This window comes from Streptomyces sp. NPDC055189 (assembly GCF_053606765.1).
The window spans coordinates 62,828-76,315 of sequence record NZ_JBSGSG010000029.1; the positions used below are offsets into that span (position 1 = coordinate 62,828).

Here is a 13,488-nt window from a genome sequence, read left to right on the forward strand (position 1 = left end):
ACGAGTGACTGCGGGGCGACCATCAGGCCGCCCCGTAGAACTTTTCCGTCTCCTCGACGGCGCTCTGGAAGCGCTCGTCGAAGTCCCCGCGGACGAGCGTCCCGACCACATAGTCCTGGACGCTCATTCCCCTTTTGGCGGCGTGCTGCTTGAGCCGGTCGAGCAGCTCACCGTCTATTCGCAGGCTGAGCACTGTCGATCCCATGCCTGACAGGGTCCCCGCCGCCGCGCGGCCCGTGTCTCACTTTCCGCAGCCACCTCACTCATATGGGTGACGTAAGGGTTCCGTAGGACACACCGTGGGAACCGAGGTGGTCTTTAGTTAGAGTAATGAGTTACTCTAACGAACATGCCGGACCTCTCCCATGGTGACGACGCCGCCGCCGTGAACTCCCTGCGCTCCGCCGTGATGCGCCTGTCCCGTCGACTCAAGCACCAGCGGGTCGACGAGTCGCTGAGCCCCACCGAAATGTCGGTGCTCGGCACCCTCGCCCGCTGCGGCCACGCCACCCCCGGTGAGCTGGCCCGCAAGGAACACGTGCAGCCGCCGTCGATGACCCGCATCGTCGCGCTGCTCGAAGCCAAGGGTCTCGTCCGGCTCGAGCCGCATCCCGAGGACCGCCGCCAGAAGGTGGTGACCCAGACGGAGACGGCCGAGGCCATGCTCGAGGAGAGCCGCCGCAAGCGGAACGCCTGGCTGGCCGGCCTCGCCGAGCATCTCGACGACGACGAGTGGGCGCGTCTGAGCGCGGCCGCTCCCGTACTGGAGAAGCTCGCGCATCTCTAAGAGCAGCATCAGTAAGCAGCTCCAGTACGCAGCTTCTGTGAGCAGCGTCTGCGAGCAGCACGTGTAAGCAGCGCACACGGCGGTCACCCGCCGTGTGCCGTAAGACCGCACCACGCGAAGGAGGCGAACCGCCTTTGAGTACGGGATCCGGAGCAGACTCCGCCCCCGTCCCAACCGCCCTCGACAAGACCCCTGCCGCCAAGTCGTCGATGTTCAGCTCCCTGAAGATCCGCAACTACCGGCTGTTCGCCTCCGGCGCCGTTGTCTCCAACACCGGCACGTGGATGGCCCGCATCACCCAGGACTGGCTGGTCCTGAGCCTCACCGGATCATCCGCCGCGGTCGGCATCACCACCGCGATGCAGTTCCTGCCGATGCTCCTGTTCGGCCTGTACGGCGGTGTCATCGCCGACCGCTTCGCCAAGCGCAAGCTGCTCTTCTGCACCCAGGGCGCGATGAGCATCAGCGGCCTGTTCCTCGCCACGCTCACCCTGAGCGGCAACGTCCAGGTCTGGCACGTCTACCTCGCGGCCTTCTTCACGGGCCTCGTCACGGTCGTCGACAACCCGACCCGGCAGTCCTTCGTGTCCGAGATGGTGGGACCCGACCAGGTCCGCAACGCCGTCTCGCTGAACTCGGCGAACTTCCAGTCCGCGCGCCTCATCGGCCCCGCCGTGGCGAGCGGTCTGACCGCGGCGGTCGGCCCCGGCTGGGCGTTCCTCGCCAACGGCCTGTCCTTCCTCGCGCCCCTCACCGGCCTGATGCTGATGCGGACCCGCGAGCTGCACCCCACCCCGCGCAAGCCGCGCGGCAAGGGACAGCTGAAGGAAGGCCTGAACTACGTCTCGAAGCACCCGGAGCTGATCTGGCCGATCGTCCTCGTCGGCTTCGTCGGCACCTTCGGGTTCAACTTCCCGATCTGGCTGAGCGCCTTCGCGGACGACATCTTCCACGGCGGCGTGGGGATGTACGGGCTCTTCAACACCCTGATGGCGATCGGCTCGCTGGCAGGCGCGCTGCTCGCGGCGCGGCGCGGCAGCTCGCGGCTGCGGTTCCTCGCCGGGGCGGCCATCGCCTTCGGCGTGCTGCAGATCGTGGCCGCGGTCGCGCCCGAGTACTGGATGTTCGTCGCGCTGATCGTGCCGATGGGCATCCTGGGCCTGACGGTGAACGTCACCGCCAACTCCTCGGTCCAGATGGCCACGGACCCCGAGATGCGGGGCCGCGTGATGTCCCTCTTCATGATGGTCTTCACCGGCGGCACGCCGCTCGGCGGCCCGCTCTTCGGCTGGCTCGCCGACGCCTACGGAGTGCGCGTCAGCATGGCCGCCGGCGGCCTCATATGCGCCGTCGCCGCGGTCGGCGTCGGCCTGATGCTGGCCCGCGCCGCGAATCTGCGGCTGAAGCTGGATCTGCGGCGGGGACAGCAGCACGTGCAGTTCGTGCCGCGCGAGCAGCTGGCTACGGCGGCGTGAGCTCTTGGCCGGTTACACCCGCCGGGCCAGGATCTGGCCCGGCCAGGTGCCGTTCTGCTCGACGAAGGCCTCGGTCCGCGTGAAGCCGTTGCGCTCGTAGAACGCGACGAGCTTGCCGTCACCGCCCGCGTAGCAGTCGACCCGGAGCAGGGAGATCCCCTGGCTCCGGGTTTCTTCTGCCGCGTGCGCGAGGAGGGCGGCGCCCGCGCCCGTCCCGTGCCGGGATGCCAGCAGGTGCACGTACCGCTCCGGCTCCTCCACGGGCGCGATGTACGACCCCGGGCCGTCGGTCAGGGTGAGCGTGCCGACCGGCAGCCCGCCGATCTCCGCGATCCAGGCGGAGCCGGTGGTCAGATACTTCTCGACCAGGGCGATGGTCTTCGGATTGGTCGACCAGGGTTTGTCGCCCCACTGTCCGGTGCGGCCTTGGGACACGAGCCAGGCGACGGCTTCGTCGAAGAGGGCGAGGACGGTGGGGATGTCGTCGGGGCCGGCGGGGCGGATGGTTATGTGGCTGTCCATGCGGCGTTCTCTCCCCAACCGGGGCCCTCCCCGAAACTGGGCTCCGCCCCGGACCCCCTTCGAGCCGCCGCTTCGCGGCGAATCTTTCCCGCCCACCCACCCGTTTGCCCGGCGTCTGAGGACGAACTCGGCGGAGCCGGTGATTTGACGGTGCGCGGAGACCGGGCAGAGTCTCACCCCCATGAGACTCTTCGCGGCGGTGCTGCCGCCGGACACAGCGGCGGATGAACTTACCCGGGCAGCGGACAAGTTGAAGACCCTGCCGGGCGCCGAAGACCTCCGCTGGACGCTCCGCGAGAGCTGGCATTTCACCCTCGCCTTCATGGCCGAGGTCGAGGACGCCAAGATCCCCGAGCTCACCGACCGCCTGGCCCGCGCAGCGCACCGCACCGCCCCCTTCCCTCTCTCCCTCCACGCCGGAGGCCACTTCGGGGACCGAGCCCTGTGGGCCGGAGCCAGGGGCGACACGGAAACCCTGCGCCTGCTCGCCCGAAGGGCGGACGCCGCGGCCCGCAAGTCCGGCATCCCCATGGAGGAGCACCGCCACTACCGCCCCCACCTGACACTGGCCCGGGGCCGCGGGGAACCTTCCCTGCCCGCGTACGTCGACGCCCTCGCGGACTTCGAGGGCACGGAGTGGACGGTGACCGAGCTGACCCTCGTACGAAGCAATCTGCCCGTCAGCGGAGTGGCGGGGGAGCGGCCCCGCTATGAGGTGGTCGGTCGATGGCCACTGGGCGGAGCCGGTTAACCTCGACTACGTGGACCCGAAAACCAGGAACCGGATCATGGCCGGTGTGCTCGTGCTGATGTTCGTCGTCGTGGCGGTCGCGGCCGCGGTCGGCCAGTGAGGCGATGAGCCGGTGAGGCGATGATCGCGACCGCGACCGCGTAGTTCAGTCGATCCCGCGCCTTACGCGCACTACCAGGCGAAGGACTCCGGAGAAGGCCCCGGCCCCGGGAAGATCTCGTCCAGGGCTTCGAGCAGCTCGTCCGAGAGTTCGAGCTCGACCGCGCGCAGAGCGCTGGTGAGCTGCTCCGAGGTGCGCGGACCGACGATCGGTCCGGTCACGCCGGGCCGGGTGAGCAGCCAGGCGAGCGCGACCTCGCCCGGCGCGAGGCCGTGCTTGTCGAGCAGGTCCTCGTACGCCTGGACCTGCGCACGCACCTCGGGCTTCGCCAGCTCCGCGGCGGCACGTCCGGCGGTGCGCCGCTTGCCCTCGCCCTCCTTCTTCAGCACGCCGCCGAGCAGTCCGCTGTGCAGCGGCGACCAGGGGATGACGCCGAGGCCGTAGTCCTGCGAGGCCGGTATGACCTCCATCTCGGCGCTGCGCTCGGCGAGGTTGTAGAGGCACTGCTCGCTGACGAGGCCGTAGCTGCCGCGCCGCTTGGCGGTCTCGTTGGCCTGGGCGATCTTGTATCCGGGGAAGTTGGACGACCCGGCGTAAAGGATCTTTCCCTGCGCGATGAGGGTGTCGATCGCCTGCCAGATCTCGTCGAACGGCGTGCGGCGGTCGATGTGGTGGAACTGGTAGATGTCGATGTAGTCGGTCTGAAGGCGCTTGAGCGATGCCTCGACGGAACGGCGGATGTTGACCGCCGAGAGCAGGTCGTGGTTGGGCCACGCCGGCTTTCCGTCGGTGGCCATGTTCCCGTACACCTTGGTGGCGAGCACGACCTTGTCGCGCCGCTCGCCCCCTTGCGTGAACCAGGTGCCGAGGATCTCCTCGGTGCGGCCCTTGTTCTCGTCCCACCCGTAGACATTGGCGGTGTCGAAGTAGTTGATGCCCGCGTCGAGCGCGGCGTCCATGATCGTGTGGCTGTCGGGCTCGTTCGTGAGCGGCCCGAAGTTCATGGTCCCGAGCGTGAGTCGGCTGACCTTGAGCCCTGTGCGTCCCAGCTGCGTGTACTTCATGGTTGCCAAGACAACGACTTGAAGTGCGCTCTATGCAAGGGTGCGGGGCCGGGAGCGATCAGTTGCGGGGGAACTCGTCGGTTTTGAGGATCAGGTCGACAAGGGTGCCGGTCAGGTCGACCTCGTCGCCGAAGTCGGACCTCGACACCGTGAGGTAGTCGCCGTTCTTGGGGTTGGTGTAGACGTGGCACCGGGCCTGGTACGGATCGGCGATGAGGTAGACGGGGACACCGGCTTCGGCGTAGGTGGCCTTCTTCGGGCCGTAGTCGTTCATGCCGGTGCCTCGGGAGATGACCTCGGCGATGAACTCCACGTCCTCGTAGCGCCAGCGCCCTTCTTCGTCCACTTCCGCTCCGTCGCGGAGCTTCGCCATGTCAGGGCAGAAGCCGTTCTGGTAGCCGGGGAAGTCGATGCGTACGTCCGTCATCACCAGCGCATCCCGGCTGAACCTGTCGTCCAACGCGTAGAGAATCCTCCGGATGATCTGCCAGTGCACATTCCGCTGCGGCACCATCGAGACGGCCCCCTCGACAACTTCTGCCTTGATTCCCTCGGGGACCATCCGCTCGATCAGCTCGAACCACGCGTCCAAGCTCTTGGCGTTGTCGTCGGCCATGGCGATCCTGTCGGTCTCTACGACGGTCATCGTGGCGCTCCTCCCCGGCCACCGCTCAGTCGAGTGCGGCCGCGCAGTACAACGATACGCACGGGGACAAGGTCACGAGCCGCCCAGCCAGCCCGCCGCGTCCAGGCGGAACGCGTCCGGCGGTACGACCGCGCGCAGGTCGTCCTCCATCGTGCGCAGGCGCCTCGCGCCCAGCTGCTTCGCCCACTCCGCGTGCAGTTCGTCGAAGATCACCGCCGAGCGGCGCAGCGCGTCGATGCCGTGCGGGGTGAGGCGGATCAGTTTGCGGCGGGCGTCGGCCGGGTCGTCGGTGCGTGCCGCGTAGCCGAGGGTGATGAGGCGGTCGATGGTCTTGCCCGCGGCCTGCTTGGAGACGCCGAGCCTGCGGCCCACCTCGCTGGCGCTCGCGCCCCGTACGCCGATCGCCTGCATCGCGAAGCCGTGGGCCGGGCGGGCGTCGGGGTGGCCCTGGCGGGCGAGCTCGGCGTGCAGCCGGTCGATCAGGGTGCGGAAGCCGGCGAAGAGGAGCAGGGGCAGCTCGAAGCCGCGGCCGTCGCTCTGCTCGCCCTCGGGCGGCGCGTCGTCCTTGGTGGACTCCGTGGACTCCCTGGACTCCTTGGACGACTTGGACTCCTTGCCGGAATCGACAACCTGGTTTACCTTTTTTTCGTCAACCACGTTGTCCATCGTAGGGGGTTCACCTTGCCTGCCTTGTTTGCCGAGCACACCGTCGAAACCGCGCCCGCGGAGTCCCGCGCGGCGATGGAACGTACGGCCGCGGCCTTCGGAAAGACGCCGAGTGCGGTCGCCCGTCTCGCGGAGTCGCCCGAGTTGCTCAACGGGTTCCTTGAGCTGAGTGCGTCCTTCGAGCGGACGACGCTTGAGCCGGTGGCGCGGGAAGTCGTGATCATGACCGTCGCCGTACGCAACGACTGCCACATCTGCGTGGCCATGCACACCGGCAAGCTGCGCAAGCTGGGTGCGGATGCCGCGCTGATCGACGCCTTGCGCGAGGGGCGGGCGCTGGGCGGGCATGAACGGCTCGAAGCCGTACGGCAGTTCACGCGGGAGGTTCTTGCCACCGCCGGGGGAGTCGGGGACGAGGAGCTGAAGGGGTTCCTCGCTGCGGGCTACACGGAGCGGAACGCCCTTGAGGTCGTGATGGGCATCGGTACGTACACGATGTCGACCCTCGCGAACCGGTTGACGCGTGCCGCTTGAGGCGGGCCGTCGGGGCGGGGGGACGCACAGGCGGTTCACAGCGTGCCCTGAGGGAACGCACCGGAACCGCGCCTACCGTCGCGGACATGGCAGCAGACAGTGATCTCAATCGGCGCAAGGTCCTGGCGCTCGGCGGTGCTGCCGCCGGGACGGCCGGGCTCGCACTTGCCGGGTGCGGGGGCGGTTCTTCGGACGGGGACTCCGGGACGGCGTCGTCCAGTTCGAGTGCGAGCTCCGGCGACGGGCAGTGCGTGCTCATGTCCAGCGTCACCGAAGGGCCGTACTACCTGGACGGCGCGCTCGTCCGGAAGGACATCACGGACGGCAAGGAGGGCGTGCCCCTCACCCTGAAGCTGACCGTGCAGGACACCACCGACTCGTGCGACCCCGTCGCCGGTGCGGCCGTGGAGATCTGGCACTGCGACGCCTGGGGCTACTACTCCGGCTACACCGACGCGAACCCCGGCGGCAAGGCTCCCGCCGAGAGCGAGGACAAGAGCGGCGCCGACGACAAGACGTATCTGAGGGGTTATCAAGTCGCGGGCAAGGACGGGATGGTGGAGTTCACCACCATCTTCCCCGGCTGGTACACGCCGCGCGTCACCCACATCCACGTCAAGGTGCACACGGGCGGCGAGAAGGAGGACGGGACGTACGAGGGCGGCAAGGTGAACTACACCGGGCAGCTCTTCTTCAAGGACTCGATCGGCGAGGCCGTGTACGCGTCGGAGCCGTACTCCCGGCACACGGGCACCCCCACCAAGCTGGACGACGACATGGTCTACGGCGGGGGCGGCGCCAAGGACGGCCTCATGACGGTGAGCGGGTCCGCCGCCAAGGGCTACACCGGGACCCTCACGCTCGGCATCGACCCCGACGCGTCCAACGACGGCGCGGGCGGCAGCGGGGGAGGGGGTGGCGGTGAGCCGCCTACCGGGACTCCGCCGAGCGGTGCACCGAGCGGTGCTCCCAGCGGTGCTCCGAGCGCCGCCCCGTCCTCGAAGTCGTAGGGGGCGTGGCGTCGTGGGTCTTGTCGGAGCGTACGACGACGAACGGCTGGCGAGAGCGGCCGTCCGGGCGCTCGTCGCCGAAGCCGGGCTGACACCGCGGGCCGGTGCGGTCCGCGATGACGTCACCGCGGTGCGGTGGGCGGCGCAGGCGCTGCAGCCCGGCTTCGCCGCGATGGCGGCCGCCGCACGCAGGAACGCGGAGCCGACGCAGGAGCTGCGCGAGGAGCTCGGCTTCATCGGCCGCTCCACGGAACGGTCGATGCTGCGGGCGACCGGCGGGGTGAACACACACCGGGGCTGTATCTGGTCCCTCGGCCTGCTCCTCGCCGCGGCGGCGCTCCGACCCGCCGCCCCCGTCACGGAGATGACCGCCACCGCCAAGCGCATCGCCACCCTGCGGGACCGTTCGGCGCCGCGCGTCCCCTCGCCCGGATCGACGGTCTCCGCGCGGTACGGGGCCGCCGGGGCGCGGGGCGAGGCGCGGGCCGGATTCCCGCATGTGCGGCGGGCGTTGACGGCTCTGCGTGCGGGGACAGCCCGGCCGGACGTGCTGCTCTCCCTCATGAGCACGCTCCAGGACACCGGCATCCTGTACGCGGCGGGACCACACGGACTCCGTGCGGCACAGGCGGGTGCGCGGCAGGTCCTCGACGCGGGCGGCACCACGACCCCCGAGGGCGCCGCCGCACTCAGGTCGCTCGACGCCGAGCTGCGCCGCGGGGAGCTGCGTCCGCGGGGCAGTGCGGCGCTGCTGGCCTGCGGCATCTTTCTCGACGACGTGGCATCGACGTGGCCGGTCAAGCAGCGGTCCGCCACAACGGGCTCCGTCAGCGCTGCCACCTCCGGCACGTGAGTCCCGGTGAGACCGGCGTCCGGAGCCCCCCGTTCGGCCCCGGACGCCGGCCGGCTCTTATCCCCGGTACATGACCCGCCGCAGCGCCGCCTCCACCGGCCCGCGCCGCCCTGCCCGTTCCATCGCGTAGGCCCCCGCGACCGTCACCAGCCACACCCCCACCGCGAACAGCGCCATGGTCGCGCTCGTCAGGTGTTCGCCGAGGCCCAGGCCCCAGGCGGCGAGGACCGGGGCGAAGAGCAGGGAGTGGGCGAGGTAGCAGGAGAGGGAGCGTTTGCCGACGGCGGAGATGGCGGTGACGGCGGTGGCGGCAGCGGTGGTGGTGGCGCGCCCTCCCCTGAGGGGACCGCGCTCCCGGCCCGTCCACCAGTGGACGAACAGCGCCACAGCCGCCACGTACCCGAGACCGGCCGCGTTCCCCGTGACGTCCCGCAGGAGGGTCAGTACTCCGCCCTCGCTCTGCGCGTCGTCCGGGACAGTGATCGCCCCGACGTGGGCCAGTGCGGCGGGCAGCGCGCCCAGCCACCCCACCGCGACGCCGATCACCGCGGTCCGGCGGAGCAGCGGCAGATGGCGCCCCGGCTCCTCGAGAACGCCCTTGCGCGCGGCCCAGAAGCCGAGCAGGAAGATGAAGTACGCGCCGCCCACCAGCGACAGCGGCGCCGCCGCGAAGGTGACGTACAGGCCGCTCGTGAAGCGGGTGCCCGCCGCCGCGAACCAGTCCCCCTCACCGGCGGCGTACGCGTCCGCCCCTGGCTCCGCGCCCGCGTCGCCCATCGTGCCCAACTCCCCCGCGAGAAGGGCCGATACGACGGGCTGGGCGGCCAGCAGAACGAACTGGGCGACGGCGATCCGGATCCACCACTTCAGCGCACGGTCACCGCGCCGCAGAAAGAGCCAGCCGAGGGCGAGGCTGAGGAGCCCGTAGAAGCCGACGATGTCCCCGGCCATGAGCAGCGTGGCGTGCAGCAGCCCGATGACGACCAGGCACAGACTCCGCCGCCGCAGCACCCGCACGGCCTCGCGCTCCGAGGTTCCCGCGGCCTTCTGCCGCAGAAACAGCTGCATCATCCCGTACCCGAAGAGAAACGCGAAGAGCGGATAGATACGCAGGTCAAGGACGGTAATCATGCCGAACTGCACGACGTGGTCGGCCCATCCGCCATCCACCGGCTGCCACCCGGAGGGCCCGTGCCGGGCCGCCGACAGATGGAACGCGGTGTTGGAAAGCACGATGAACAGCAGCATGATCCCGCGTGCGAGATCGGGCGCGAGGGCCCGCTCACCGGGCAGTACGCCCGCCCGGCGGGGCCGGGTCCGTGCACTCGGCGGGGTGACCTCATCGGCACCGGCATCAGCATCGGTATCGGCATCGGTATCGGCATCAGCGCTCTCGACCGTCATGCCTGAACGCTAAGAACGCGGCCATGCAGCGGACATCCGACTTCCGGCTAGCGACGCCGGACGAAGGGATACGGCCGGGGCGCCAGGGTGCGTCCGGGGGGCGGTTGGGGAGTTGTTGGTGGGGTGCGTGAGGATGCGGTTCATGACCACCAAGAAGAAGATCGTGCGCTCTGCGGGCGTGCTCGCCGCTGCCGTCGGGCTCGTCGCGCTCAGCAACCCGGCTTATGCCGCGGGGGACGTGTACAAGGGCACCGGGTGGCGGATCCTGAAGGGGCAGGGGATCGAGTCGCTCAGCCCCGACCCGTACGTGATCCACCTGGTCAAGCCCAAGGCGTCGGAGACCAAGCTCACCGCCGCGCAGACCAAGAAGGCGGAGAAGGATCTGCGGGCGCAGATCAAGAAGACCGCCGCCCAGCTGACCTCCGTCACCGGCACCAAGTTCACGCTGGCCAGCGGCTACCACAAGGAGCAGAACGCCTGTAACACCGCGGAGCGCCACGTCATCACCGTGGGCCTTGACTACCGCCCCTTCATGCCGGGCAACAAGCCGGGCTTCTCACAGGCCCACCCGTGCTACGCCACCGCCAACCACAGCGCGTGGGGCGGCTGGATATGGGTCGACAGCGAGTACTGGAAGCCGGGGGACTACAAGCTCTCCCCGACCCTCATCTCGAACATGATGAGCCACGAGCTAGGGCACGCGATCGGGCTCGACCACGCCAACGTGGACGGCCCGGACTCCAACCACACCGCCGACAACTTCGAGTGCGTCTCCAACAGCACCAAGGACCTGCCGGTCATGTGCTCCCCCAACGGCGGTTACGCCAGGGCCAAGGGCGGCACCGACGCCCGCGCCGAGAAGTACCGCGGGCAGTACACGAAGTGGGACATCGCCGGGCTCAAGGCGCTGAAGGCCAACTACACCCGGTAGCCCGTCCTCAAGCGGGTAGCCCGTTCTTCAGCCGGCGGGGGACAGTTCGCTCCGAGCAGCCGGGGGCGCCGTCTCGTACGGCGTCCCCACGCCCCACGCCTGGTGCATCGCGTCCGCGAACGCCGCCGCAAGCTTGTGCTCGCCGCTCTCGCCGGGATGCGTCCCGTCGTACGTGTCGACGTCGATGTCGTACGACGGCGGCGTCGAGGCCAGCAGCAGCGGCGACGCACCCGTGTCCAGATCCGCCACCGCCTTGGCGAGCAGCACGTTGAAGCGCGCCACCTCCGCCGCGAACGGGGCGTCCGTCCGGGCCCGGACGTTCGGGATCACCGGGAGCAGCACCAGGCGGATGTGCGGGTTCGCCGACCTGGCCTCCGCGATGAAGCGGCGTGCGTTGTGCGCCGTCTGTTCCGCGTTCGTGTAGAAGCCCAGGTCGATCAGGCCGAGGGAGATGAGGAGGACATCGGGGCTCTCCCGGCGCACCGTCTCCGCGATCTGGGGCGCCATGTGCAGCCAGCCCTCGCCCCAGCCCGCGAAGTGGTGGCGCGGGAAGTCCGGGTCCTGGCATGCGTAGGCGTACGAGACGGGCTCGCCGGAGACCTTGTCGTGCAGCGCCTGGCGCGGGCCCACCACGGCGAACGCCGTGTCGCCGACCGTGGCCCGCAGGTGCTGCCACATCCGGTGGCGCCAGGTGTGTTCCCCCGCGCTGCCGATCGTCATCGAGTCGCCGACGAACATGAACCTGAGCATCCGCTCATCATCGCGGATCAACGCCCCGGCCTGCGATGTGAGGCTCAACACCCGCCGAACGTCCGCCCTCCGCCGCCGGGGTGGCAGGCTTGGCCCATGCGTTCACTGCGTTCTCCGATGGGTGCCATGGCTGTACTCGGTGCCGGGTGTCTTGTCCTGCTGGCCGCCGTCGGTCCCGCCACCGCCGCCGACGACGACGGCCGCGACGGGTTCACCATCAAGGACCCCCGCATCATCGAGTCCAGCGGCCTGGCCGCGTCCCGCGCCCACCCGGGCGTCTACTGGACGCACAACGACCAGGACAAGAACGGCGCGCTGCTCTACGCGGTGGACGGCAAAACCGGCAAGACCGTCGCCACCATCACCATGACCGGCGTCGGCAAGCCCCGCGACGTCGAGGCCGTCTCCGTCGGCAGCGACGGCAACATCTACGTCGGCGACATCGGCGACAACCTCGGCGGCACCTGGTCGCATGTATGGATCTACAAGCTGCCCGAGCCGAAGAAGCTCGGTGACCAGACCGTCCGCGCCACCCAGTACACGGTGAAGTACGAGGACGGGGCGCGCGACGCCGAGGCCCTGATGGTGCACCCCAAGACCGGCCGGATCTACATCGCCGACAAGAAGGAGGAGGGCGGCGGCCTGTACGAAGGCCCCGCGCAGATGTCCGCCTCCGGCACCAACGTCTTCAAGCGCCTCGGCGACACCGGCCTCTGGACCACGGACGGCGCCTTCTCGCCCGACGGGAAGCAGCTCGCCCTGCGCGGCTACCTCGGCGGAGTCTCGTACACCTGGAAGGGCGAGGGGAAGAAGCCCGAGCGCCAGGGGCGGCTGAGCGTGCCGCTCCAGCGGCAGGGCGAGTCCGTGACGTACACCCTGGACGGTACGACCCTCCTGTACGGCAGCGAGGGCGAGCAGAGCCAGGTCGAGCCCGTCGAGGTCGAGGGGGCGGGCGGGGGCAACTCGGGCTCCGGCGGCAGCGGTTCCGGGCAGGCGGGGGCCGAGGGGGACTCCGTAACCGACGGCGGGCTCAAGGTGGGTCTGCTCGCCCTCGGCGTGCTCGCCGCCTTCCTCGGGCTGAAGCGGTTGTTCCGGCGGAACTAGCGGGCACGGCGTCCGGCCGGCCCGGCGGGGCTACTCGCCGGGCGCCCGCAGCTCGCGCCGGGCCGCCACCAGGACGTCGAGACCGTCGAGCAGGCGCTGCAGACCGAACTCGAAATGGTCGAACTCCGAGCCGAACGCGTCGTCGGAGAGCCCCGCGAGGTGCGGGTAGCGGCCGCTGTTCATGATCCGCTCCAGGGTCGGGTACTGCGCCTCCCAGAACGCCTTGTCCGTCAGGCCGCTCTTCTTCACCGCCTCCATCTCCTGCACCTGGGTGCGGGCGACTCCGGTGACGTATCCCTCGACCATGACGATGACGCCGATCAGTTCGGGGTCGCTCAGGCCCATCTCCTTGATGCCGGACAGGGTCCGCTCCAGGCCGCCGACCGAGCCCGGGCCGAGCACCGGGCGGGCCTGGTTGACGTGGAGCAGCCAGGGGTGGCCGCGGTAGAGGACGAGGGTCTCGCGGGCGTACGCCTCGACGGCCTCGCGCCAGCCGCCGCTCGGGGGTTCCGCCTCGCCCGCCGGTGTGAACACGCGGTCCAGCATCAGGTCCAGCAGCTCGCTCTTGCCGGGGACGTAGCGGTACAGGGACATCGTGCCGGTGCCGAGTTCCGTGGACAGGCGGCGCATCGAGACCGCCGCGAGCCCTTCGGCGTCCGCGAGGCGTACGGCCTCGGTGACGATGCGGTCCAGGGTGAGTGCGGGTTTGGGGCCGCGCGTGGGGCGTTCGCCCTCGCCCCAGAGCAGTTCCAGGCTGCGGGTGATGTCGCTGCCGGTGCGCTTGGGCTCGCTTTCGCCGCCGCCGTTCGTGCTCGTCATGGCGCTCAGCCTAATCGCCGTACCGGTAATTGGGTACGGTGTACCCGCGAAACTGAGTACGGTGTACTCTCA

At 69.8% G+C, this 13,488-nt stretch carries 16 protein-coding genes; 8 read left to right on the plus strand and 8 right to left on the minus strand.

Annotation, left to right across the window (positions count from 1 at the left end; translation table 11 throughout):
• Window positions 1-22 precede the first annotated feature (22 nt).
• Window positions 23-205: a ribbon-helix-helix protein, CopG family gene (locus ACWFR3_RS21785; RefSeq protein WP_190083829.1), complete on the minus strand. Its 183-nt coding sequence runs from the start codon at window positions 203-205 to the stop codon at window positions 23-25.
• A gap of 144 nt (window positions 206-349) precedes the next feature.
• Here ACWFR3_RS21785 and ACWFR3_RS21790 point away from each other — a divergent pair, with 144 nt between their 5' ends.
• Complete coding sequence (locus ACWFR3_RS21790; RefSeq protein WP_453736252.1) at window positions 350-787, plus strand: MarR family winged helix-turn-helix transcriptional regulator; 438 nt, start codon at window positions 350-352, stop codon at window positions 785-787.
• A gap of 134 nt (window positions 788-921) precedes the next feature.
• Window positions 922-2,262 carry an MFS transporter gene (locus ACWFR3_RS21795; RefSeq protein WP_453736253.1) on the plus strand — a complete coding sequence of 447 codons (1,341 nt, stop codon included), beginning with the start codon at window positions 922-924 and terminating at the stop codon, window positions 2,260-2,262.
• Window positions 2,263-2,274: 12 nt separating this feature from the next.
• On the opposite strand, the gene ACWFR3_RS21800 is transcribed toward ACWFR3_RS21795, so the two are convergent.
• Window positions 2,275-2,784: a GNAT family N-acetyltransferase gene (locus tag ACWFR3_RS21800; protein WP_365860353.1), complete on the minus strand. Its 510-nt coding sequence runs from the start codon at window positions 2,782-2,784 to the stop codon at window positions 2,275-2,277.
• A 181-nt stretch (window positions 2,785-2,965) separates the two neighbouring features.
• Between ACWFR3_RS21800 and thpR the strand changes: the two genes are divergently transcribed.
• Entirely contained in the window at window positions 2,966-3,535 is a 570-nt protein-coding gene (thpR, locus tag ACWFR3_RS21805) for an RNA 2',3'-cyclic phosphodiesterase (RefSeq protein WP_453736254.1), read from the plus strand.
• Between the two features lie 171 nt (window positions 3,536-3,706).
• On the opposite strand, the gene ACWFR3_RS21810 is transcribed toward thpR, so the two are convergent.
• The 3 genes from ACWFR3_RS21810 to ACWFR3_RS21820 form a co-directional block, all read right to left on the minus strand.
• Window positions 3,707-4,699 carry an aldo/keto reductase gene (locus tag ACWFR3_RS21810; RefSeq protein WP_453736255.1) on the minus strand — a complete coding sequence of 331 codons (993 nt, stop codon included), beginning with the start codon at window positions 4,697-4,699 and terminating at the stop codon, window positions 3,707-3,709.
• A gap of 58 nt (window positions 4,700-4,757) precedes the next feature.
• Window positions 4,758-5,345, minus strand: a complete 588-nt coding sequence (locus ACWFR3_RS21815; RefSeq protein WP_453736256.1) for a Uma2 family endonuclease — start codon at window positions 5,343-5,345, stop codon at window positions 4,758-4,760.
• Window positions 5,346-5,417: 72 nt separating this feature from the next.
• Window positions 5,418-6,011: a MarR family winged helix-turn-helix transcriptional regulator gene (locus ACWFR3_RS21820; protein ID WP_453736257.1), complete on the minus strand. Its 594-nt coding sequence runs from the start codon at window positions 6,009-6,011 to the stop codon at window positions 5,418-5,420.
• Between the two features lie 75 nt (window positions 6,012-6,086).
• On the opposite strand from ACWFR3_RS21820, the gene ACWFR3_RS21825 reads away from it, so the two are divergent.
• From ACWFR3_RS21825 to ACWFR3_RS21835, 3 genes are all read left to right on the plus strand, one after another.
• On the plus strand, window positions 6,087-6,545 hold the full coding sequence (locus tag ACWFR3_RS21825; RefSeq protein WP_453736280.1) for a carboxymuconolactone decarboxylase family protein: 459 nt from the start codon (window positions 6,087-6,089) through the stop codon (window positions 6,543-6,545).
• A gap of 86 nt (window positions 6,546-6,631) precedes the next feature.
• A complete protein-coding gene (locus ACWFR3_RS21830; RefSeq protein ID WP_453736258.1) occupies window positions 6,632-7,555 on the plus strand; it encodes an intradiol ring-cleavage dioxygenase in 924 nt (307 codons plus the stop codon).
• A gap of 13 nt (window positions 7,556-7,568) precedes the next feature.
• A complete protein-coding gene (locus ACWFR3_RS21835) occupies window positions 7,569-8,408 on the plus strand; it encodes a triphosphoribosyl-dephospho-CoA synthase (RefSeq protein WP_453736259.1) in 840 nt (279 codons plus the stop codon).
• Between the two features lie 57 nt (window positions 8,409-8,465).
• Here ACWFR3_RS21835 and ACWFR3_RS21840 read toward each other — a convergent pair whose 3' ends face one another.
• Window positions 8,466-9,812, minus strand: a complete 1,347-nt coding sequence (locus tag ACWFR3_RS21840; protein WP_453736260.1) for a DUF418 domain-containing protein — start codon at window positions 9,810-9,812, stop codon at window positions 8,466-8,468.
• 142 nt (window positions 9,813-9,954) lie between these two features.
• Between ACWFR3_RS21840 and ACWFR3_RS21845 the strand changes: the two genes are divergently transcribed.
• The gene (locus ACWFR3_RS21845) at window positions 9,955-10,743 is read left to right on the plus strand and encodes a hypothetical protein (RefSeq protein WP_453736261.1); all 789 of its coding nucleotides are present in this window, start codon (window positions 9,955-9,957) and stop codon (window positions 10,741-10,743) included.
• A gap of 27 nt (window positions 10,744-10,770) precedes the next feature.
• Here ACWFR3_RS21845 and ACWFR3_RS21850 read toward each other — a convergent pair whose 3' ends face one another.
• Window positions 10,771-11,493 carry an SGNH/GDSL hydrolase family protein gene (locus ACWFR3_RS21850; RefSeq protein ID WP_453736262.1) on the minus strand — a complete coding sequence of 241 codons (723 nt, stop codon included), beginning with the start codon at window positions 11,491-11,493 and terminating at the stop codon, window positions 10,771-10,773.
• A gap of 117 nt (window positions 11,494-11,610) precedes the next feature.
• Between ACWFR3_RS21850 and ACWFR3_RS21855 the strand changes: the two genes are divergently transcribed.
• The gene (locus ACWFR3_RS21855) at window positions 11,611-12,597 is read left to right on the plus strand and encodes a WD40 repeat domain-containing protein (protein ID WP_453736281.1); all 987 of its coding nucleotides are present in this window, start codon (window positions 11,611-11,613) and stop codon (window positions 12,595-12,597) included.
• Between the two features lie 30 nt (window positions 12,598-12,627).
• Here ACWFR3_RS21855 and ACWFR3_RS21860 read toward each other — a convergent pair whose 3' ends face one another.
• A complete protein-coding gene (locus ACWFR3_RS21860) occupies window positions 12,628-13,416 on the minus strand; it encodes a TetR/AcrR family transcriptional regulator (protein WP_453736263.1) in 789 nt (262 codons plus the stop codon).
• Window positions 13,417-13,488 lie beyond the last annotated feature (72 nt).